Below are 21,402 nucleotides of genomic sequence, written 5' to 3'. Positions count from 1 at the left end.
AAAGCATTTAATATCTAATAATTAATATTTAATAATTAGAAAAAGATCAAGAAGTTAATTCGTGGTGCTGATTTTCAGCTTTTGACCTTTAATTATTCAATATTCAATATTAATTATTCACTGAATTGTGCTCTTGTTTCCATCCCTAGTTCCTTAATCTCAACCGGTAGCCCTGCATATGTGATATAAACCTCGTCAGCTTGAGCAGCAACCCGTTGGTTGCCCCAGCCGACTAGGTCACGATAGACTCGACCTAATTTATAAGGAGGGACTACACCCTGCCCTACTTCATTAGAAACAATGACCAACTCTAAATTCTTATTTCGTCCTACCTCAATTATCTGCTCAACCTCAGCCAAAATCTCTTCCTCTTTAGCCTGTAAGGTGAAATCAGTCTCATCTTCAGCTAAGTCACTATCAGCTAAGATCAGATTAGAGAGTAAGACCGTCAAGCAATCAAGCAAGACGACTGAGCCTTCCTCCAGCTCAGTCAATGCTTGACTGACTAGCTTTGACTCCTCAATCGTTCGCCACTCTTGTGGTCTAGATTGGCGATGTCTAATAATCCTTTCTTTCATCTCTTCATCTCGTACTTCAGAAGTAGCCACATAAATTACACCTTGACCTCCTAAGTTCTCTACAATATCCTCAGCAAAGCTACTCTTTCCACTCCTTGCTCCACCTAATACTAAGACCAATTTACTCATCTGCAATCTCTCCTAATAACTTCTGATAATCAGTTACAATCTTATCTGTAGGCAACTGTGGTCTAGTAATCAAGATTACTGGAATCCCTAAATCTAAAGCTGCTTCTAATTTGGTCCCCAATCCACCAGTCTTACCACTTGCTTTAGTCACTAAAGCTGAAATATCATATCTCTTTAAGATTGCTTGATTTAACTCCTTACTGAAAGGCCCTTGCATTCCAATTAGATTCTGAGGTGTAAATCCTAGCTCCTCTGCTTGCTTAACAAACTGCCAAGTAGGCAAAATCCGTGCTATTAATCTCTGCTCCCAGTTATCAACTTCCTCAACAAAATACTTCAACCTTCGACTACCTATCGTCAATAGCACTCGTTCAAAATCGTTGGCCCGTTTAGCAGCTTCTCGATAATTATTGGCTTCAATGATTAAATCCTGTTTAGGAACTTTAACCTCGTCTCGTTCAAAACGAAGATAATTAACCTCTAGATTATTACAGACCTCAATTGCTGTCTTAGAAACCTCTTCTGCAAAAGGATGGGTTGCATCAATTACAAGATTAATCCCTCGCTTTTTTATCAACTCAGCCAGAACTGCTTGATCTAAGCGTTGTTGAATCACTTCAACTTCCGGTTGGGAGACTAGCTGATAACCATAATCAGTAACTACAGAAGCCACTAGCTCTTTACCAAGCTCTTTTAAGCTTCTGATTATCTCACGACTATCTCTAGTTCCAGCTAAAACAAGGATCATACATTATAACCTCGCGGTGTAATCATTAAATCATCGGCTGTAAATGTTTCAGAGTTACCAATAATCACTGTCGTCAACATATCGATATCTTTTTCTAGCATCTCAGCTAAAGTAGTAATCACAACTCTTTCATTTCCTCGCTTAGCCTTACGTACAATCCCTACTGGTGTACTTCCATCTCGATGCTCCAAAAATATCTGTTGAGCTATCTCAATCTGTTCAGTCCGCTGCTTACTCTTAGGATTATATAATGCTACGATAAAATCTGCTTGAGCAGCTTTAGTTAATCTATCTTTGATTACTTCCCAAGGCGTCAATAAATCACTTAAACTGACCACCGCATAATCATGCATCAATGGTGCTCCTAGAGAAGATGCTGCTGCATTAGCAGCTGTAATTCCTGGAACTACTTCTACTGGTAAGTCTATTTCTTCTTCTTGAACTACCTCTAAGATCAGACCAGCCATCCCATAGACTCCTGGATCACCACTACTGACAATTGCTATACTCTTACCTGTTTGAGCTATCTCAATTACTTTGTTGGCCCTATCAATCTCTTTAGTCATTGGTGATTCAATTACTTCTTGCTCCTCAGATACTAGCTCATCTAACAACTTAATATAAGTCTTATAACCAATTACTACATCAACCTCTTGTAACAATCGATAAGCTCTCAAACTCATCTGTTCAATATTACCCGGGCCAATACCTACAACATAGATACTTCCTTGACTACTGCTACTGTGACTTGATTGCTTACTGTTTTTGATAAGATCAGCTCCCCTCTTTTGTTGGCACTTATTATCGCTACTGGCTCGCATACACCACCAACTCCTATCTGTTTTCTAACAAATTCTGACGTAGTATATTCAAAATCAGCTTCCATAATCTCTACTCTAGAAATAATCTCAACCGGAACTTCCAATTCTTCAGCATACTCTAAAATTCCAGCTTCATCCTGCTTTAAGTCAACCGTTGCTAACTTCTTAATACTTTCTATTTTCAACTCCAATTTTGTTAAAGCTAACTCAACAGCGTCCCTCACTTGCTTCTTACTGACTCCCCGCCGACAGCCAAGACCTACAACTATATTTTGCGGTACCAACTGTAAATAAGGCTCCTTAATCGTAAATTTTCGTTCAGAAATAATAACAGGAAATCCTTCTACCGTTCCTATCTTCTCTAATGGAAATAGTCTAACATTCTGATCCAATTCTAAATCAAGCTTAAGATCAGTAAAGATATTGACTCTCTTCTCATTTACTAACGCTCCATTGGCCAACTTCAAATTAGAGAAAGGAATAACCTCACAGCCAAGCTCCTTAGCCAACAGATCAAAGGCCAACTTCCCCTGGCAATCAGTTGCAGTTGTAATCACAGGCTCAGCCTCTATCAACTCTGCTATCCTTTCAGTTAAGCAATTCGCCCCACCTAAATGACCCGATAAGGTACTGATTACATGTTGGCCCGTTTCATCAATAGTGATCACTGCTGGATCTTTCCGTTTGTCAGCTACATAACGGGCCAACACCCGCACCACAATCCCTAAAGCCATAATACAGATAATCCCATCATACTCCTTAAATAACTGACCTACCAGCTCCTTTAACGAAGAATCAAACTTAATTACTCCTGTTGCTGACAACTTGGCTGGTAGATAGATGTCAGCTTCTAGATCCTGTTCTAACTTAGAAGCTAACTTCTTACCTTCTTCAGTTAAAGCAACAATAGCTAACTTCATTCGCTTTAGGCCTCTCTAAATTCATGGGTAAAGTTTTTGTCATATAATTTTGATTTTTCATATTCAGTATCTAAGAAATCACCGACCAAGATCATAGCAGTCTTATTAATTCCTGCTTCCTTAACCTTCACAGCTATATCTTCTAAAGTACCCTTGACTATCTTTTGATCAGCCCAAGATGCCTTCTGAATTACAGCAATCGGTGTTGAACTAGAATACTCCTTAGTCAACTCTGCTGCTACATCTTCAATCATCTGGACACTCAAAAAGATTGCCATTGAAGCATTATGTTGAGCTAGCTTAGCCAACTTCTCCTTCTCTGGTACAGGAGTTCTTCCTTCCATCCGCGTTACAATTACAGTTTGAGTAACATCTGGTAAAGTAAACTCCCGTTCCACTGCTGCAGCTGCAGCTAAGAATGAACTGACTCCAGGGATAATTTCATACTCAATTCCTACTTCATGTAAATGATCCATCTGCTCTTGAATCGCTCCATAGATGCTAGGATCACCTGTATGGACTCGGGCTACTATCTTATTATCTGCAACCGTTTCTTCTATCTTCTCTAATACTTCTTCTAAAGTCATGCTCGCACTATTATAAACTTCCGCTTGCGGAGCATACTCCAAAACTTCAGGATTGACCAATGATCCTGCATAAATTACGACCTCTGCTTGTTCTAATGCTTTCATCCCTTTAATCGTCAATAATTCAGGATCACCTGCTCCTGCTCCAATAAAATAAACCTTCATTGACCTACCCCCTCTAGTTAGTGTACAGTTTACAGTTGACAGTTTACAGTTAAAAAACCTCTTAAAGCCAAAAACTTTTTAATTGTTAATTGGTTTTTAACTATTAATTATTCATTATTAAATATTCATTACTTTTTAACGATCATCATCGATAAATAATCAACATCCGTTCCTACCAAAGAATCTAAATCCTTGGTAATCAATTCATCCTCTTGCCCACAACGACTGACAAACCAGGCATTCTCCTGCAACTCCAGTTCAGTTAATAATTCAACAATTTGATCATAATACTTAGCTACCTTAAGTAAAACAATATTTTCATTCTGTTTGATTATCTCTTCTAGCTTGTCATGATCATAAGTTGCCGGCACAATAACTAATTTCTCATCTTTTTCAGTCAACGGCAGATTAAACCGTGAACTAGCTGCTGCAATAGAAGTAATCCCGGGTACCGTCTCCACCTCAATCTCTGGGTGATTATTCTTAATCCGTTCTAAGACATAAATATAAGTACTATATAATAAGGGGTCCCCAATAGTAATAAAAGCCAGGTCTTGGCCCTCTTCTAATAAGGTAACCATCTCCTCTGTTGCTTGATCCCAAAACTTGTTCAATTCATCCTGATCATAGATCATTGGAAAGAGTAATTTCTTAACTCGACCTTGACAATCCACCTCTTCTTTGACTATCTGTAAGGCAACACTATCTCTACCTTTTTTAGACTGTGGAGTACATATCATATCAACTTCTTCCAAAACTCGTTTAGCTTTTAAGGTCAATAACTCTGGATCACCTGGGCCAACTCCTAAACCATATAATTTACCACTCATCCTGTCACCTCTTCTCTCCACTAATAATATAAACTGGATTTAATCCATTAAACATCTGATAACTACCAACCTCTCTCGTTCTCGTAACTGCTAGATTACAGATATCTAGATGATAGTCAAGCTCTTCTAACTTCTGATAAGCTGCAGTCAAGGTATTCATGGTCACAGCATTGACAACAACCCTTCCTTGAGGAGTCAATCTATCAGTCACCACTTCTAGGATCTGATCTAGATTCCCTCCACTACCACCGATCAAGACCCGATCGACTGGTGGTAAATCAGCTAAAGCCTCTGGTGCCTCACCATAAATCAATTCAATATTATCGACTCCAAACTGCTTCATATTCTGGGCAATTAACTCCATCCCTTCCTCTTCTTTCTCAATAGCATAAATCTGTCCCTTTTTAGCAACTAAAGCAGCTTCAATACTGATTGAACCGGTTCCAGCACCAATATCATACATCACTGTATCCTCTTTCAACCTCAATTTAGAGATCGCAACCGCCCTGACCTCCTCTTTGGTCATCGGCAATCCACCTCTGATAAACTCAGCATCAGGAATACCAGAAACTTGATACTGCCACTTACTCATCACAAATCACCATCACTGTCAAACCTCCAAATTCCTGCTGACTCAACTCAGCCAAACTCCCCTTAATCACTTTCTCTTCTGGATAGGAAAGTCGTTCAGCTACAATTCCCTGTTTATCTCCTAAACCTTCCGCTGTCAAATATTCAGCGATCTGGTGCGGAGGAAACTTATTATCTGTAAAGAAGCCCACTTTATTATGCTCAACAAGCAACTCCAGTAATTCTTCCTTATCTTGATTACCATGCAGACTGGTCAACTTAGCATCCTGCCAACTGAGCTTAGCTTTAGCAAAACCTAATTGCATAGCACTAATCCCTGGCACAACCTCCAATACTTCATCAGAGAAATATCTTTTTAAGTAATTGAGCATACTATATAAACCAGTATCACCAGAAACTAAGACTGCGATCTGTTTACTTTGATAATTAGCTTCAATACAATCTTTAATCTTCGCTAAATCAACCTTAATTACCACCTCTTCTTTATTATATTCTTTAAATAAAGCTAGAGCCCGCTTCCCTCCAATTAGAAGGTCGGCTTCTCTAACAAGCTTATCCGTAATCGGCAGTACATAATCTTTAGTACCCGGGCCAATCCCTAAAACATAGATCTTACTCATCTAACCACCCCGCTTCGTAATTGATAGTGTACAGTTTACGGTTGACAGTTAAAGGCATTAAAACCTTTAAAATCAAATAAAACTAAACTCATAAAATACTATACACTCAAACTTTGTCATGAGAGTTTTTTATAGTGACATCTAGATTTTTTCGTTCAACTTCTTGACGAATTGAGAAATAAATAAGAGCTTGATTTAGCTAATTTCCTATTTTAAATTAGCTTGCTCTTATTTATTCGCGACGCTCTCGATGAGCTAGTACTGAAACCTACCTTGCGTTTATAATTGAGGTTTCAGTGAAGATGAGTCTTAGAAGTTTAGAAAAAATCTTTCAGAACGAAAAACCTCTCATGTCATACAGAAAATAACGTTTAATTATAACTCTAATCCATGACTTCCTAAAACTTCTTCTTCCATTGAAAAGAGTAAACTTCTTACTTCCAACTCACCCTTCACATACTCTTCAGCTCTGGTTGCAACCCGCTCAGCCAACAGATCAAAGACCTCTGTCAACTCAGCTTCTTTAAGTAACTCTATCGTCTCCTCTGCAGTATTAGCAGCCAAAATCTCTTCGATCAACTCCTGTTGACCACCACTGGCAGCAGTATAAGCTGCTATCGTCTCTCTTCTAGCATCAGCTACATAACTGTGAGTATTAAAGATGCCAGCAGCCACCTTAACCAACTTGCCTAAGTGTCCAATTAAAGTCAACTCGCTGACCCCTTTCTCTACTGCATACTTCAGCATAAAACCAACAAAATTACTCATCCTGATCACTTGCTGTGGTTGATAACCCAATTTAGCAGCCATTCTCTTACCATAATTACCAAAGACAAAGGCTAACTCCTCTTCTCCAGTAGCTAAAGCCTGATCAATCGCCAATACCAAAGAATCCTTATATGATTGCTCGGACATAGGCTCTACAATCCCTGTCGTTCCCAAGATCGAGATCCCTCCTTCAATCCCTAGCTGGAGATTGAGGGTCTTAGCTGCTGTCTCAACTCCTTTAGGAACTTCGATTATTATCTTGGCACCTTGCTTATCAGGTAATACCTTCTTAACTTCCTCTGTAATCATCTTTCGTGGAACAGGATTGATCGCTGCTTCTCCCACTTCAGTTGCTAAACCTGGTTTGGTTACTTGGCCCACCCCTCGACCACCATCTAACTCAATTCTCGGTATATCAAGCAATTCCACATGAGCTACAATCTCCAAACCATCCGTCACATCTGGATCATCTCCACCATCTTTAATGATCGAAGCTGTAGCTTGCTCGTTATTATAACTGGCCTTAACAACTTCTAGTTCAAGCTCAATCTCCGCTGGAGTATCTATCTTGATCGTCTCAACCTCTTGCTCAGTCACTAACATCTTAGTCGCTGCTTTAGCAGCAGCTGTAGCAGCACTCCCTGTCGTATAACCTCGCTTCAACTTTTTACCATCTCTAACTATGTAAGATTCAAATCCCATAATGCTACCCCTTTGAAAGCATTTAATAATTAATATTGAATAGTTGACAATCAAACCCTGCAACCACAAATTAACACCAATAAACACAAATAAAAAATTAATTGTTTTAATTGGTGCTAATCTGTGTAAATTAGTAGTTTCTTGATCTTACTAATTACTAGTCACTAATCACTAGTTACTAATTCCTAGTCAATCTGATATAATAATGCATTCATAATCGAAGCAGCAACTGGACTGCCTCCCTTTCTTCCTCGAACAGTAATATAAGGTACATCTAACTTCTCTAATTCTTCCTTAGATTCTTTAGCTCCTACAAATCCAACTGGAGTTCCAACAATCAAATCTGGTTCTACTTTCCCCTCTTCTATTAACTTCATCAATTCAAATAAAGCAGTCGGAGCATTTCCAATAGCAAAGATCTTATTATCAGGATCTTCAACTGCCTTTCTCATACACATCATCGATCTAGTAACCCCTGCTTCCTTAGCTTGTTGAGCAATATTATCATCACTGATAAAACAATTGATCTCATTGCCCAACTCTGATGTCTTACGCTTACTGACTCCTTGCTTCAACATATTAACATCAGTTACGATATTGGCCCCTGACTTTAATACCTTTAAAGCTGACTCTATCGCTCCATCAGAAATAACTACTAACTCTTTAAATTCAAGATCAGCAGTAGCATGAATCACTCTTTTTATCACCTTCGCCTCTTTAGGTGAGCAATCAAACCCTCCAACCTCTTCATCAATAATCTTCATACTTCGATCCTCTATTTTTTGTGGCTGTTTAAGTATCTCCATTATTTTCCCCTCCCTATTAATTTCAATTTATTATCACATACCTTAAACTTATTCCGCTTCCTCAATTCGTTCAGCAAGAATATCTGCTATCTTATCATCAGCACCGAGATTTCTTCCAAACTTAAACTCAACTTTAGGGTATTCTACTTCTAATTGCTCAATTAAATTAGGAATATCCTCTTGAATATGTATCCCAGGAAATAAAAATAGAGGAACAATAACTACCTTCTCTGCACCTGCTTTGATAATCTTTGCTACACTATCTTGCAAACTAGGTTCAGCTAGCTCCATCGCTGCTCCCTTTACTAAGTCATAGTCTACCTTCTCTCTAACCTTATCCACAATCTCAGTAAAAACTTGAGTAGCCTCTGTTGCTCTACTTCCATGTCCTAATACGATAATTCCAGTTTTCATATTTATCTTCCTTTCTTTTACTTGATTTCTAATTATTTTTAGTAATTTTTTAATTGACTATTAAAGGCATCAATAATCTAAGCAAGAAATAATCTCTCCGATTTCTTTTTAATCTAAAAATAAAAACCTCTGATCTTATTAATAAGATCAGAGGTAATTAGATATAAAGAGTCTAAAAACATCAATCCAACAACTAAAGATTGAAGTAATTAATCAATACAGCTAATTACCTACCTTTCTTACCATCGAGAAATAGTAGGCTAAATAATTAGGCAGGTCTCCTGACTTCCAGCTTAAAAGCAATTGATAATTGTAATTAATAATTAAAAACAAGACCATTAATAGATCTTAACTATAAATTATCAACTATAAACTGTCAACTACTTTTACTCGGTTACAGTGGCGGGCCCGCTCAGGATTTACACCTGATTCCCTATTCTCCTTTAGTCAACTAACCAAAGGCACCCAATCATCAGCATATTATATTATAAACCAATTATTCACTATCAATCAACTTTCTCCTGCATATAAATTAAATTTTTGTGATTTTATCATTTACTAAGAAAGACTGAAAATAGAGGAGTAGTACCATAACAGATCTGTTTCTTTTTATTCCAAGCCTTATCTGACACTTCTAATTCAAGTATTATATTTTTAAAGCTACACTCTCTTAATACTTCATAATCCCACTTAGGCCTTAGTTAATAGCTCAAAAGTAAACCTTCAGCTCCTTCTTTTAAAACCCTATGCCATTCTTGATAAATTTTCTCAGGCTCTACTAACTTGCAAACTAAATTCCTACAGGCTATCAGATCAAAACTGTCATCTAAAAAAGGAAGTTGGTCGCATTTTTTATTTAGTTTTCTTGTAAAGTGGTGTTGATACATATAAATTATTTATTAAAAAAATCTAAAAACATTGTATTTAGTTCTTCATCTACCTTTTTACTGAACTTGTTGAATTTGTCGAGCAAGTGATTTCCTTTCTCCGTTAATCGGCTACCTCCACCTCCTCTTCCTCCTGCCTTTCTTTCAATTAAATCATAACCTAATTCTTCTTCAGCTTTATTCAATTTACCCCAGGCAGCACGATATGACATCTCTAATTCTTTAGCAGCTTTATTAATAGAACCAGTCTGATCAATAAACCTTAGTAAGGCTAATAAACCTTTACCCATCACCCGTTCTCCTTGATCATTCTCTAACCAAATTTTATAATTAATTTTCATAAACCTCTCCTTTAACGATTCAATCTTAACAGATTAATCTCCCTGCTAAATAATCTTTAGTTATCTCTTGCTTTGGATTATTAAAAAACTCTTCTTTTTCTTTAACTTCTATAAAACTCCCATTATGCAATAATCCAACTCTATCTGCTAATCTTTTGGCCTGAAATAAATTATGAGTTACCATTACAATAGTAGTCTTGTTATTTTTAATGTAATCGATAATTATATCTTCAATAATCTTTATATTCGCTGGATCAAGGTTTGAAGTCGGTTCATCAAGTAATAATACCTTAGGATTAAAGATTAAAGCTCTCGCTAACGAAACCCGCTGTGCTTCTCCTCCCGAAAGTTTATCAGCCCGTTGATTCTTCAACTCCTTAAGGCCAAGTTTAACTATCAGCTGATCAATTTGATCACAATCAATTTCTTCTCCTCTTATTTTTAACGGATAAGCGATATTTTTAACTACTGAACTGGTCATTAAGGCTGGTCTTTGAAAGACGGTAGTTATCTTACGTTTAATATCTAAATCAGGTAACTTAGATTGATTATAGACCTTATCTAAAAATTTAACCTCCCCTTGATCAGCTACTTCTAAAAAGTTTAAGATTCGTAACAAAGTACTCTTCCCTGCCCCACTTGGCCCTACTAAACAAAACACTTCTCCCGCATTGATTGATAATTTATTGATTGATAAAACATTACGACCTTGATAAGTTTTAGATATATTATTTAAAGTATATACTATATCCTTAATCTCTTCCCCCTCCTCTCACTGATAAATTAGACATACAGAAGTTGACTACAAAAGTAATCGCTAATAGAATAATTCCAAAAGAGATTGCAAGCCCAAAATTTCCTTTTCTAGTCTCTAATACGATTGCTGTCGTTAGTACTCTAGTACTCCTTTCAATATTTCCACCAACCATCATTACTGCTCCTACTTCTGATATAATTGCTCCAAAACCAGCAATAATTGAAACTAAAACCCCTAATCTCGATTCCTTTAAAATCGCTAGTACAATCTGCCTCTTAGTAGCTCCTAGAGACTTAAGTTGTAACAATAGATTATTATCTACACTACTTACTGCTGTCATAGTAAAACCAGCTACTAAAGGGAAAGATATAATTATTTGAGCTATAATCATGGCTCTAGTAGTAAAGAGCCAGTTAAGAAAACCAAAAGGCCCTGCTGAAGAAAAAGTAATAAAAACTAATAATCCAATCGCTACTGGGGGAAAACCCATACCTGTATAAAGTACTGCTACAATGATGGACTTGCCTGGAAAATCATTCAACCCTAAAAATGCTCCTAGAGGAATTCCAATTAAAGCTGCAAAAAAGAGTGCCGTTCCTGTTACATGTAGGGATGTTAAAATTATATCAACCACTTGTGGATCAAAAGTTAGAAGCAAAGAGATAGCTTCTTGTAATCCCTCAATTAAAAGTTCCATTTTAAACCTCCAATTAATAGATTTAATTAAGTTTAATCAGCATCAGGAAAAAATAATGACTGCTCAAAAAAAACTTTACCAAACTCGCCTATTTTTTCCTGAATATCAGCTCTAACAAAGAATTCTACTAACTCCTCTGCTCCTTCATAATTAACATTATGTTGATTTGGATTAATAGGAATTATTCCATAAGGATTAAATAATTCTTCATTACCTTCAAAAACAATATCTAAATTAGCTAAATGATCCTCCATTGATAAAAATGTACCTCTATCGGCTAGAGTATAGCTTTGCATCTCATTAGCTGTAATTAAAGTATCACCCATCCCCTGCCCTAAAGAATTATACCAGTCTCCATCTACACCTATTCCGTAAGCAACCCAGAGATTCATCTCCTTAGTATGAGTTCCTGAATCGTCACCACGGGAAGCAAAGCTACTTTCGCCTTCCAGACCTGTCTCTTCAATTTTTTGCAATGCTACACCCAAATCGTCTGTTCCTTTTATATTAGCTGGATCATTTTCAGGGCCTAACACTACAAAATCATTGTACATTACATAAGTCCGTTCTGTTCCATAACCTTCCGCAACAAATTCCTTTTCCAACTCTTCAGCATGAACGAAGATAATATCTGCATCCCCTCTACGTCCAATCTCTAAAGCCTGTCCCGTACCCACAACAATTATATCGACTTCATATCCATTTTCTGATTCAAATTGCGGTATAAGTTCTCGCAGAAGGCCAGAATCATATGTACTCGTTGTAGTAGCTAAGGTTAATTTTTCAGTTACCTCTTCTCTTGTACAACCTACAACTACAAAAACTAAAATTAAAACTAAAACCATTGGCATTAGCTTTCTTAACATCGATCTTTTCATTTTTCTACCTCCTATATCTTTCATTATGTTAATTTCGACATAACGACCCTAAAATTTTGTATTATTTAAATAGTATCATAAGTTAAATTCCAATTCAAATAAAATAGCAATTTTTGTCTTAATTTTCTATTTTAGGTTTTATATTAATATGAAGTTTATTCCTCTTCTCTAAACCGATTCATTGGGATCAAAGATATCTCGAAGACCATCTCCTAATAAATTAAATCCTAAGACAACCAATAAAATAGCCATTCCAGGAAAGAACATTAACCATGGTGCTGACTGAAAATAAGATCGTGCAGTATTTAACATTACTCCCCATTCAGGCGTAGGTGGTTGTGCTCCCAATCCTAAAAAAGATAAACTCGAAACACTGATTATAATATAACCCATATCAAGGGTCGCTAAAACAATAATATGAGAGATAATATTCGGTAAAATATGCTTCACTATAATTCTTAATTCACTAGCTCCACAAGCTTTAGCTGCCAATATATACTCATTCTGTTTAATAGATAATACTAATCCCCGAATAATTCGAGCATAGTTGACCCAGTAAGTAGCTACTAAAGCAATCATCAGATTTAATAAGCTTGGCCCTAATAAGCCAGCAATAGCTAACGCCAACACTAAGCTAGGAAGGGCCAACAATATATTGATCACTCCCATAACTAATTCATCAATTTTACCTCCTAAGTAGCCAGCTATCGTTCCTAATAAAATACTGATCAATATACTTGCCAATAGAACAAAGAAAGGAATAGCTAATGAAGTTCTAATCCCAAATAACACTTGTGAAAGAAGGCATCTACCTAAATGATCTGTCCCAAATATAAATTCTTGATTAGGTGCTTGCAATCTATTAGCTAAATCAACTTCAATAGGATCATGTGGAGCTAAATAAGGAGCTAAAACCCCTAAGATAATAATTGACACTATAATTAACAAACCTAAAATTGCTAACTTATCACTAAATAATTGTGAGTTGAAATTTAACCTTCCTACCTCTTCTATATTCTTTTGTAGATTTTGCTGAATCTCCTCACTAACTTCTATTTTAATTTCCCCTTTCAAAACTAATCCTTGGATCAAGAAATCGATAAATAAGATCAACTAAAAAATTAACCATTACAAAAACTAATGCCATAACTAATACATACGCTTGAATCACCGGATAATCCCGACTAAAGATTGCATCTACAACAAACCTACCCAATCCAGGCCAAGTAAAGACAGTCTCTACTATCACAGTTCCACCTAATAAATGGCCAAAGCTAACCCCAAAGGCTGTAACTACTGGGATCAATGCATTCCGTAAAGCATGTTTTAAGATTATAACTCTTTCATGTAATCCTTTAGCTCTAGCTACCCGAATATAATCCTGTTTTAATACCTCTAACATACTAACTCTTAATAATCGAGAATAAGCAGCTGCCATTCCCAAACCTAAAGTAAAGGCTGGTAAAATTAAATGTTGTAAACTACCTCGCCCCATAACTGGAAAAAAAGACTGCTTAACACCTAACCAATAGATTAGCATCATTCCTAACCAAAAAGGTGGTACAGAAGCACCTAATAAGGCTAAAACACGACCAAAGTGATCATTTATTGTATTTTTAAAGACTGCTGCTAAAATTCCTATTGGAAATGATAATAATAACATCACTACGACTCCACCAGCAGCCAATTCTAAGGTAGCAGGAAGGCGATAGAGAATCTCTTCTAAGACAGGTCGTCCAGTAATAAATGAACTACCAAGATCCCCTTGCAAGACGCCTGTTAACCAATCAACATATTGAATTAAGAGAGACTTATTAAGTCCCAACTCTTCTCTAAACCCCTCTATTGCTTCAACAGTCGGCTCTATTCCATTGGCCCGTAAGATAACTTCAGCTGAATCACCTGGAATAACTCTAATTGAAATAAAGACCAGAATTGATACTGCTAACATTACTAATATCAAATGGATAACTTTTTTTAGTAAGTATTTCAGCACAAATTTGACCCTCCTATTATTCTTACTCTAGATTTAAGTTTTCATTGACTAGATAAAATTCAGAAGGATGGACTTGATACCCAGTTACTTGATCGCTAACTCCCATATTAATCGTTGGATAAACTAAAAAAAGATGAGCAGCCTCTGCTAAGATTATTTCTTGAACTTGCCGGGCCAATCGATTTCTCTTTTCTAATTCAAAAGTTGAACTTAGTTGAGAAATTAACTGATCTGCTTTATAGCTACCAAAGTTATTGAAATTAGAGGAAGTCTCTGCTTGAAATACTAGCTCTAGAAAATAACCTGGATCAGCAGTTGGAGCAGTATTCATACTATACATAGCTAAATCATAACTTCCATCTTGTAAAACATTAGTTATATTCTCTACTACTCTAATTGCAACATCTACTCCTACCTCTTTTAATTGTGCTTGGACTACCTCTGCAATTATCGGTAATTCTGGTCGAGCATCATAAGTGTATAACTCCAATTCTAACTCTTGACCATCTTTTTCTCTAATTCCATCAGAATTCAATTCCCAGCCAGCTTCTTCTAATAACCTACTAGCTTCTTCTAAATCATAATCATAACCCTCAAGTTCTTCTCCTCCAAAAGGTAGTACCAATGGAAACGGGCCAACACCTGCAATTGCTCCCCCTTCCATTACACTTTCAGCCAATGCTTCTCTATCTACTACCTTATTAATTGCTCTTCGTACATTCAAATCACTGAAAGGTGCTCGTTTAAGATTTAAATAAAGAAGATGAGTTCGCAAAGATGAATCTGATAATACATTCAACCCATCTTGTTGCTCAAGATTTGCAATACTACTTGTTGGAACATTTTGAGCAATATCAATTTCTCCCGCTTGAAAGGCCATTACTCGGCCCATCTCATCAGAGATGAACTTGAAAGTTATCCCTTCTAGCTGAGCTGTCGGCCCCCAATAATCATTATTTCTCTCTACAACAATCTGTACATCTTTCTTATAATCTCGTAATTGATAAGGTCCCGTTAAGACTGGCCGTTGAGCAAAATCTTCTCCTACTCTCTCAGCCTCAGCAGCATTAACAACTACTGTCATTGGATCGGCCAAATAATTAGCTAAAGCTGGATTCGGTTCAGTTGTTGAAATTAGCAATTGACTATCAGATTTAACCTCAATAGAATCTATTCTCAATAAACCTTCTGCTCTATTATTAACCTCTAAAGTTCTTTCTAAAGAATTCTTAACAGCCATAGCATCTACTAATTCACCATTATGAAACTTAATTCCCTCATGTAGTTCAATCTTCCAAGTTAGTTGATCAATCTGATTCCATGATTTAGCCAACCAAGGTTTCAAAACCATCTCCTCTGTTAACCTAAATAGGGTTTGGCCCATTCCACTCTGTACACTAAACCAGCCATTCCAACCTTCTGCCGGATCTAAATTTCCTGGTTCAAAAGCCATTCCTACAGTTAATGCTTCTTTATCTTCCACCTCTTGTTGACTAACAATTTGAGTACAACCACTAATTAATAACAATAGTATTGCCAAGACTACTACCAAAACACTTACTTTTTTGTTAGATTTCACTTTATTGCCTCCTGATTTTTTATTCAATAAAAATAAAATCCTCAATCTTGATAACAAAATTGAGGATAATTAGACAGACTAAGGCTAATTACCTACTCCTCTTACAATCGAAGATCTAGTAGGTTAAACAATTAGGCAGGTCTCCTGACTTCTGGCTATAAAGACTTCACCTTCCCTAGACAGTTAAGTATCCAAGTGGTTTTACTAAGTCCTTAAACATTCCTCTCCAAGCTCTTTAAACCCTTCGTAGTGAAAAAATCCGCTCTTAGATTTTTATACCAGTTACAGTGGCGGGACCGCTCAGGATTTACACCTGATTCCCTATTCTCCTTTGACCTTAATCAAAGGCACCTAATCATTAATTTTTCTATTGTTTAACCATTTAATTCTATATTAAAGAACACAACCTTCTTTCTTAGAAATTTAACATACTATTTGACTCTCTTATCTTTAAACTAATTCTTTAAAGATAAAGTATGATGATGCAACTAAAAAACACACTCTGTAACATAAAAATAACATTCGTGTTATTAAATTGTATATTCTTGATCTCTTCTATAACTCCTGCTTTTAAGATTAATTTTTTATTTTTTCTAAATTAATCTAGTTCAAAATAACAAGCCTAATTATCAGCTACTAGCTACTACTTCGATCATAAAGATTCATCAATTGCAGAAACTGTCAATTTACCATGCTTAACCCCTTTTAACCCGATTAATTTCTGAGTTACTTCATTTAACTCCTCTCTTTTACCTTCTACTATAATCACCTCTAAACAAAGATGGTGAGACAAGTGCAAATGAAGATTAGACTTAAATAAATAATGGTAATCATGCTGAATTGACATCATCTTCTCAGTTATTCCTCGTTTATGATGAACATAAAATAGAGTCAAAGTTCCTACAACCTCTTCCTCTTTATTTTGACATTTCTCTTCTACAATCTTATCCCTAATTAAATCACGAATTGCTTCAGAACGATTTGTATAACCATCTTCAATCAACTGGTCATACTTCTCCAGCAGTTTCTGATCAATAGATACTCCAAATCTAATTAAATCAGACATTTTCATCTCTCCTATTCTTCGGTAGTATAAAGACGAGTTGTTGGGTAAGCAAAATCAACCTCCGCTTCTTGTTCAAACTTTTTTAAAATGATCTCATTGACTCGACTCTGAATTACCCTTCTTCGCCTAACTGTCGTTAGATAGCGCAAAGTTATCTCTACTCCACTATCTGCAATATTCAAATAAACAATTGGAGAAAATTTACTATATTTGATCATATAACGTTTAGACATTGCTTTAATCTTTCTTTTTGCCAATTCCTGTATCTCTTCTCCTTCTTGCTGGGCAGTTTCTAAAATAATCTCTTTAGCTTTTTCCCAATCACTTTCATAGGTAACTAAAAACTTAATTTCATTCCACAGATATTCAAAACCACGTGTATAATTAAATAAAGATTCACGAAAAATATTGCTATTTGGAATATGTACTATCCGACCTGTACTCTGATCAGAATCAACCCAATTTCCTACTTCCAATAAGGATGTATAAAAAACTCGAACATCGATTACATCACCTTTAACACCATCCCATTCAATCCGATCACCAAGACCAAACGGACGACGTAATATAATCAAGACCCAACCAGCTAAATTTAAGATAACATCATGCAAAGCCAAGGCTAATCCAGCTGATAAAAAACCTAAATAAGTAGTTATTGTATCTGTTCTATCAGCCCAAATTAAAACTAAGATCATAAAAGTTATTAAAGTAGCTAAATAATAAGTATAACGTCTACTTCGATGACGTCTTTTAAAATCATCTACTTTACTATTAATAAATCTTATCACCCAGAAAGTAATAAAGTAATTAAAAACTATAAATCCAACTGAAAATAATATCTTTTGAACTACAGGCTCACTAAAATCAAAGGATTCCATCCTTATTCACTACCTCCTTTATCAGCTTCTTGCTTAATATTTAGAAATAAGAAAACAGTAGCCTCCCTGCCTAATTTAATATTTTTTGATATCAAATATCCCCTAAAACAGATATTTTTTATTACTATATTATTTTATAAACCTTCTTTAACTATTCTCTTTTTTGATCATTTTCAAGTAAATCAAACTAATTTTCTCACTCTGCGTTTATTGCTTATAATAGTCATTATTCTCTATAATAATTAATTTCCCTTTCTATTCGTCAAAAGCTCCCCCAGCAAAAAAGTCCCAATTCTAAAGTTAGAATTGGGACTAAGAACTTAATAAATTAAAATGATTAGATATAATTACCAATAACACCTTCTCTTTAGTATCCCTAAAATCATTTATACTAACCTCTATATTAACTTAAATCTTCATTATATAATTCCTCTTTATTTATTAAGAATAACTCCAGCCTCTTCAAAAGTAGCCATTTGACTGATAATTCTCGTCGCTGCTTCAACTAACTCCATTCCTAATACTGCTCCAGTTCCTTCGCCTAAACGCATATCCATCTCCAACATCGGTTCTAGATCTAATATTTCATACATTCTAATATGACCTGGTTCAACAGATCTATGGGATGGAATCAAGTAATTACTTACTTTAGGCTCCAGTCTATGAGCAATTACAGCTGCGGCTGCTGAAATCAAACCATCTATCATCACAGGAGTCTTTTTCGCACTAGCTCCTAAAATAACCCCAACTAAACCACCTATTTCTAAACCACCAACCTTGGTTAGAATATCAATTCCATCCTCACTATCAGGCTGATTTATCTCTAATGCTTGGGCAATAACCTCCTTCTTTTTGGCCAACTTTTGATCATCAATCCCAGTCCCTCGACCAACCAGCTGATCTAATGATAGGTCTGTAACTGCCGCTATAATTGCACTACTAGCTGTTGTATTACCAATACCCATCTCTCCAGTTCCAATCAAACTTGCACCATCTGCAATCAACTCTTCTACAATTTCAATCCCTACTTCTATACTACAAACTGCTTCTGATCGTGACATTGCTGGCCCATTAAGGAAATTATCTGTTCCTGCTTTCACCTTTCTACTGATTATTCCATCAACTTCTATATCATTAATTACACCAATATCAACGACTTTAACTTTGGCCCCAACCTGTCTAGCTAAGACATTAACAGCTGCACCACCATTTAAAAAATTATAGACCATTTGAGTAGTTACATCTGATAAGCAGGTGCTGACTCCTTCTTCTACTACTCCATGATCACCAGCCATAATAATATGTACCTTCTGATCAACCTCTGTAAAAACCTCTCCTTTTATTCCTGCTAACTTAACGGCAATCTCCTCTAACTTTCCTAAACTCCCTGGGGGCTTAATTAAGCTATCTAACCTATCTTGAGCTTCCTCCATCTTCTCTTCATTTAATCCTTCAATCCTAGCTACTGTTTGTTCTAATAATTCCATTATTATCAACCCTTTCTTTTTATCTTTTTGAACAATATTGATATATAGTGTCAGTAGTCTATGCCTGTGAAGTTCAAGTCCCTTAAACCTTCTAAAACAAAGGGTTTTGACCTTGCTTTTTTACTAACACGAATCCTACGAGTCTTACAAACTAAGACTCTTCGTGAAAACCATACAAACCATATCTACATACACTGGAACTATTTTGTAATAATCTAATATTTATCCTTAGGCAATTATGTTATTATTACTCCTCTACATATTTAAACTAGAAAAAAGTCCACAACCTTCCTTAGAAAGGTTGTGGACTTTTCCATCATCCACTCCGCAACTTTAAAAGTTACTAGTTAAATAGGCAGGTTTCCTGGCTTATAACTTAGCTTCTTCAGCCTTCCCCGATTATTTAAATTGGTAATCAGGTGACAATCACAAAGAAGCAATTCCATCATTTACAGTGGCGGGACCGCGCTGCCACAAGAAGAAACTTAGCAGTTTCCTTAATCTTATGCAAACTTCCCTTTTAAATTTATTACCTGTCAGGTTTTCCCCAACAAACAATAAATCACCCATTTAACATAATATTTAATTTTAGATACTTACTAATCACTATTCTTGTAATTGATACTTATCATCTCTAACTATCTCAACCTTATCTTTCAAACCATCAGTCGTATATATCTTCTGATCCTCAGTAATAGCCAAAGCATCAACATCTTCCAGCCCTCTAATCAACTCTAATCCCTCTTCAGATCCTAATAAATAAATTATTGTAGCCAATACATCAGCCTCAGTTGGATCCGTAGTAATTACTGTCGCACCCATCACATCACTCTCAGCTGGATAACCTGTTTCGGTATCCATAATATGATGATATCTGACACCATCTTCAAAAAAGAACCTTTCATAATCCCCAGATGTATCAATTGTTAGATCAGTTAATTCTACAATTCCTAAAATCTCACCATCATCATCAGGGCGTGGATCCCTAATTCCTACTCGCCACAAGTCACCATCAGGCTTAGTACCTGTTGCTGTAACTCCACCACCCATATTTACATAAGCACCTTCAGCTGCTCTTGCTTCAAATAAATCAACTGCTTCATTGGCGGCATAACCTTTAGCAATACCACCCACATCTAAAATCATACCTTTTTGCTTTAGAAAAACTGTCTGCTCTTCGTGATCCAATTCAATTTGATTGTAATCAACCAATTTTAACTGCTCCTCTATCTCTTTACGTTCAGGAACCATTTCTTGCTCCGTATTAATCCCCCATAACTCTACAACTGGGCCAATAGTCGGATCAAATTTCCCTCCACTCAACTCTGCATATTCTTTAGCAGCAGCAACTATTTCAAAGGTAATCTCACTTACTTGAACTGCTTCTTTACCAGCAGCTTGATTAACTTTATCGATTTCACTACCCTCGATATTCTTACTTACCTTACCCTCAACCTTATCAATAACAGCAAAACCTTCTGCTAACAACTCTTCTGCTTGAGGTGCATAAACTTGCCCTTGAATTGCTGTTCCCATCATATAAGTTGTATCACGAGCAGATTGAATCTCCTCCTCTAATGTAGTACAACCAACTACAAATAAAACTATTATTAATCCAACCAATAGTTTCTTATATTTCTGCATAATTATCCTCCATCCCTATAGTCTATATTAGTCTCTAGCTAAAAAGTTAAAAATTATTGCTACTAGTTCAATATTAATTATCTCATTATTATTACATTATTTCAATACTAATCTTTCTCGATTCAACTGGTTTTTTCTAGTAAAAGTAACAAAGATTTTTTAATTAGCTTTTTTATTTAAAGAAATAATCATAGAAGAAGAATCATTAGTTATTTCTTCTTCCGAGGCTTTTAATTTATTGATCCATCCTTCATCAAATTCATCAAATATCTTATTTGGAATCAAATAAACTTCTTCATCTAATTGTAAAGATAAATATTTACCTCCTTTAAGTTTATTAGTTCCCAATTCTTCAGCACCAGCTTCAATCAAATAATTGTAAATTCGTTCATATCGTACTCTTTCACTTAAGTTATAAATAAGCCTTTCTTTCATACCAAAAATCTCCTTCATTATCTCAGTTGTTGTCATTATTTCATCATTTTTTATTTTCATTATATCCCTCCAGAATTA

Annotated in this window: 24 protein-coding genes and 3 riboswitches; all 24 genes read right to left on the bottom strand. The window is 35.8% G+C overall.

Translation table 11 applies throughout. The annotated features are described in order from the left end of the window. Window positions 1-113 precede the first annotated feature (113 nt). Window positions 114-707: a bifunctional adenosylcobinamide kinase/adenosylcobinamide-phosphate guanylyltransferase gene (cobU, locus tag ACKF5P_RS02260; protein WP_408955872.1), complete on the bottom strand. Its 594-nt coding sequence runs from the start codon at window positions 705-707 to the stop codon at window positions 114-116. Next, window positions 700-1,455, bottom strand: a complete 756-nt coding sequence (gene cobK / locus ACKF5P_RS02255; protein ID WP_408955871.1) for a precorrin-6A reductase — start codon at window positions 1,453-1,455, stop codon at window positions 700-702. The genes cobU and cobK overlap by 8 nt, the downstream gene beginning before the upstream one ends. Further along, window positions 1,452-2,138 (bottom strand): precorrin-3B C(17)-methyltransferase, encoded by a 687-nt coding sequence (cobJ, locus tag ACKF5P_RS02250; protein ID WP_408956614.1) that lies wholly within the window; start codon window positions 2,136-2,138, stop codon window positions 1,452-1,454. Before cobJ ends, cobK begins: the two co-directional genes overlap by 4 nt. Before the next feature lie 26 nt (window positions 2,139-2,164). Then, a complete protein-coding gene (locus tag ACKF5P_RS02245) occupies window positions 2,165-3,196 on the bottom strand; it encodes a cobalt-precorrin 5A hydrolase (RefSeq protein WP_408955870.1) in 1,032 nt (343 codons plus the stop codon). Window positions 3,197-3,201: 5 nt separating this feature from the next. Next, entirely contained in the window at window positions 3,202-3,948 is a 747-nt protein-coding gene (cobM, locus tag ACKF5P_RS02240; protein ID WP_408955869.1) for a precorrin-4 C(11)-methyltransferase, read from the bottom strand. 128 nt (window positions 3,949-4,076) lie between these two features. Continuing rightward, the gene (gene cobI / locus ACKF5P_RS02235; protein WP_408955868.1) at window positions 4,077-4,778 is read right to left on the bottom strand and encodes a precorrin-2 C(20)-methyltransferase; all 702 of its coding nucleotides are present in this window, start codon (window positions 4,776-4,778) and stop codon (window positions 4,077-4,079) included. 4 nt (window positions 4,779-4,782) lie between these two features. Beyond that, window positions 4,783-5,370, bottom strand: coding sequence for a precorrin-6Y C5,15-methyltransferase (decarboxylating) subunit CbiT (gene cbiT / locus ACKF5P_RS02230; protein WP_408955867.1), 588 nt, complete (start codon window positions 5,368-5,370; stop codon window positions 4,783-4,785). Further along, window positions 5,363-5,989: a precorrin-6y C5,15-methyltransferase (decarboxylating) subunit CbiE gene (gene cbiE / locus ACKF5P_RS02225; RefSeq protein ID WP_408955866.1), complete on the bottom strand. Its 627-nt coding sequence runs from the start codon at window positions 5,987-5,989 to the stop codon at window positions 5,363-5,365. Before cbiE ends, cbiT begins: the two co-directional genes overlap by 8 nt. Window positions 5,990-6,364: 375 nt before the next feature. After that, entirely contained in the window at window positions 6,365-7,459 is a 1,095-nt protein-coding gene (gene cbiD, locus ACKF5P_RS02220) for a cobalt-precorrin-5B (C(1))-methyltransferase CbiD (RefSeq protein ID WP_408955865.1), read from the bottom strand. A gap of 185 nt (window positions 7,460-7,644) precedes the next feature. After that, window positions 7,645-8,268, bottom strand: coding sequence for a precorrin-8X methylmutase (locus ACKF5P_RS02215; RefSeq protein WP_408956613.1), 624 nt, complete (start codon window positions 8,266-8,268; stop codon window positions 7,645-7,647). Between the two features lie 45 nt (window positions 8,269-8,313). Beyond that, window positions 8,314-8,733: a sirohydrochlorin chelatase gene (locus ACKF5P_RS02210; RefSeq protein ID WP_408956612.1), complete on the bottom strand. Its 420-nt coding sequence runs from the start codon at window positions 8,731-8,733 to the stop codon at window positions 8,314-8,316. A 199-nt stretch (window positions 8,734-8,932) separates the two neighbouring features. Continuing rightward, window positions 8,933-9,163, bottom strand: a riboswitch (cobalamin riboswitch). A 217-nt stretch (window positions 9,164-9,380) separates the two neighbouring features. Continuing rightward, a complete protein-coding gene (locus ACKF5P_RS02205) occupies window positions 9,381-9,566 on the bottom strand; it encodes a class I SAM-dependent methyltransferase (RefSeq protein WP_408955864.1) in 186 nt (61 codons plus the stop codon). A 5-nt stretch (window positions 9,567-9,571) separates the two neighbouring features. Then, the gene (locus ACKF5P_RS02200; protein ID WP_408955863.1) at window positions 9,572-9,907 is read right to left on the bottom strand and encodes a winged helix-turn-helix domain-containing protein; all 336 of its coding nucleotides are present in this window, start codon (window positions 9,905-9,907) and stop codon (window positions 9,572-9,574) included. Window positions 9,908-9,932: 25 nt separating this feature from the next. After that, a complete protein-coding gene (locus ACKF5P_RS02195; RefSeq protein ID WP_408956611.1) occupies window positions 9,933-10,598 on the bottom strand; it encodes an ATP-binding cassette domain-containing protein in 666 nt (221 codons plus the stop codon). A gap of 61 nt (window positions 10,599-10,659) precedes the next feature. Continuing rightward, window positions 10,660-11,361, bottom strand: a complete 702-nt coding sequence (locus ACKF5P_RS02190; protein ID WP_408955862.1) for an ABC transporter permease — start codon at window positions 11,359-11,361, stop codon at window positions 10,660-10,662. 32 nt (window positions 11,362-11,393) lie between these two features. Continuing rightward, entirely contained in the window at window positions 11,394-12,239 is an 846-nt protein-coding gene (locus ACKF5P_RS02185) for a substrate-binding domain-containing protein (protein ID WP_408955861.1), read from the bottom strand. 168 nt (window positions 12,240-12,407) lie between these two features. After that, window positions 12,408-13,313: a nickel transporter permease gene (gene nikC / locus ACKF5P_RS02180; protein WP_408955860.1), complete on the bottom strand. Its 906-nt coding sequence runs from the start codon at window positions 13,311-13,313 to the stop codon at window positions 12,408-12,410. Then, complete coding sequence (gene nikB, locus ACKF5P_RS02175; protein ID WP_408955859.1) at window positions 13,297-14,235, bottom strand: nickel ABC transporter permease; 939 nt, start codon at window positions 14,233-14,235, stop codon at window positions 13,297-13,299. The genes nikC and nikB overlap by 17 nt, the downstream gene beginning before the upstream one ends. 22 nt (window positions 14,236-14,257) lie before the next feature. Then, complete coding sequence (locus ACKF5P_RS02170) at window positions 14,258-15,814, bottom strand: ABC transporter substrate-binding protein (RefSeq protein WP_408955858.1); 1,557 nt, start codon at window positions 15,812-15,814, stop codon at window positions 14,258-14,260. Window positions 15,815-15,930: 116 nt separating this feature from the next. Then, window positions 15,931-16,184: riboswitch (cobalamin riboswitch) on the bottom strand. Between the two features lie 282 nt (window positions 16,185-16,466). Next, a complete protein-coding gene (nikR, locus tag ACKF5P_RS02165; protein ID WP_408955857.1) occupies window positions 16,467-16,880 on the bottom strand; it encodes a nickel-responsive transcriptional regulator NikR in 414 nt (137 codons plus the stop codon). 11 nt (window positions 16,881-16,891) lie between these two features. After that, window positions 16,892-17,758: a mechanosensitive ion channel family protein gene (locus tag ACKF5P_RS02160; protein ID WP_408955856.1), complete on the bottom strand. Its 867-nt coding sequence runs from the start codon at window positions 17,756-17,758 to the stop codon at window positions 16,892-16,894. A gap of 434 nt (window positions 17,759-18,192) precedes the next feature. Continuing rightward, a complete protein-coding gene (cobT, locus tag ACKF5P_RS02155) occupies window positions 18,193-19,245 on the bottom strand; it encodes a nicotinate-nucleotide--dimethylbenzimidazole phosphoribosyltransferase (RefSeq protein ID WP_408955855.1) in 1,053 nt (350 codons plus the stop codon). A gap of 336 nt (window positions 19,246-19,581) precedes the next feature. After that, a riboswitch (cobalamin riboswitch) is annotated at window positions 19,582-19,830 on the bottom strand. A gap of 21 nt (window positions 19,831-19,851) precedes the next feature. After that, window positions 19,852-20,889 carry an FAD:protein FMN transferase gene (locus tag ACKF5P_RS02150; protein WP_408955854.1) on the bottom strand — a complete coding sequence of 346 codons (1,038 nt, stop codon included), beginning with the start codon at window positions 20,887-20,889 and terminating at the stop codon, window positions 19,852-19,854. Window positions 20,890-21,048: 159 nt separating this feature from the next. Then, entirely contained in the window at window positions 21,049-21,384 is a 336-nt protein-coding gene (locus tag ACKF5P_RS02145) for a hypothetical protein (protein WP_408955853.1), read from the bottom strand. Window positions 21,385-21,402 lie beyond the last annotated feature (18 nt).

Source organism: Natroniella sp. ANB-PHB2 (assembly GCF_046097105.1).
Classification (GTDB): Bacteria; Bacillota; Halanaerobiia; order Halobacteroidales; family Halobacteroidaceae; genus Natroniella.
This window is presented reverse-complemented; position numbering and strand designations above follow the sequence as displayed.

Excerpts from the sequence above, each read along its gene's own strand:
- cobU (WP_408955872.1), bottom strand. The coding sequence starts at position 707 with ATGAGTAAATTGGTCTTAGTATTAGGTGGAGCAAGGAGTGGAAAGAGT.
- cobK (WP_408955871.1), bottom strand. The coding sequence starts at position 1,455 with ATGATCCTTGTTTTAGCTGGAACTAGAGATAGTCGTGAGATAATCAGA.
- cobJ (WP_408956614.1), bottom strand. The coding sequence starts at position 2,138 with ATGAGTTTGAGAGCTTATCGATTGTTACAAGAGGTTGATGTAGTAATT.
- ACKF5P_RS02245 (WP_408955870.1), bottom strand. The coding sequence starts at position 3,196 with ATGAAGTTAGCTATTGTTGCTTTAACTGAAGAAGGTAAGAAGTTAGCT.
- cobM (WP_408955869.1), bottom strand. The coding sequence starts at position 3,948 with ATGAAGGTTTATTTTATTGGAGCAGGAGCAGGTGATCCTGAATTATTG.
- cobI (WP_408955868.1), bottom strand. The coding sequence starts at position 4,778 with ATGAGTGGTAAATTATATGGTTTAGGAGTTGGCCCAGGTGATCCAGAG.
- cbiT (WP_408955867.1), bottom strand. The coding sequence starts at position 5,370 with ATGAGTAAGTGGCAGTATCAAGTTTCTGGTATTCCTGATGCTGAGTTT.
- cbiE (WP_408955866.1), bottom strand. The coding sequence starts at position 5,989 with ATGAGTAAGATCTATGTTTTAGGGATTGGCCCGGGTACTAAAGATTAT.
- cbiD (WP_408955865.1), bottom strand. The coding sequence starts at position 7,459 with ATGGGATTTGAATCTTACATAGTTAGAGATGGTAAAAAGTTGAAGCGA.
- ACKF5P_RS02205 (WP_408955864.1), bottom strand. The coding sequence starts at position 9,566 with ATGTATCAACACCACTTTACAAGAAAACTAAATAAAAAATGCGACCAA.
- ACKF5P_RS02200 (WP_408955863.1), bottom strand. The coding sequence starts at position 9,907 with ATGAAAATTAATTATAAAATTTGGTTAGAGAATGATCAAGGAGAACGG.
- ACKF5P_RS02190 (WP_408955862.1), bottom strand. The coding sequence starts at position 11,361 with ATGGAACTTTTAATTGAGGGATTACAAGAAGCTATCTCTTTGCTTCTA.
- ACKF5P_RS02185 (WP_408955861.1), bottom strand. The coding sequence starts at position 12,239 with ATGAAAAGATCGATGTTAAGAAAGCTAATGCCAATGGTTTTAGTTTTA.
- nikR (WP_408955857.1), bottom strand. The coding sequence starts at position 16,880 with ATGTCTGATTTAATTAGATTTGGAGTATCTATTGATCAGAAACTGCTG.
- ACKF5P_RS02160 (WP_408955856.1), bottom strand. The coding sequence starts at position 17,758 with ATGGAATCCTTTGATTTTAGTGAGCCTGTAGTTCAAAAGATATTATTT.
- cobT (WP_408955855.1), bottom strand. The coding sequence starts at position 19,245 with ATGGAATTATTAGAACAAACAGTAGCTAGGATTGAAGGATTAAATGAA.
- ACKF5P_RS02150 (WP_408955854.1), bottom strand. The coding sequence starts at position 20,889 with ATGCAGAAATATAAGAAACTATTGGTTGGATTAATAATAGTTTTATTT.
- ACKF5P_RS02145 (WP_408955853.1), bottom strand. The coding sequence starts at position 21,384 with ATGAAAATAAAAAATGATGAAATAATGACAACAACTGAGATAATGAAG.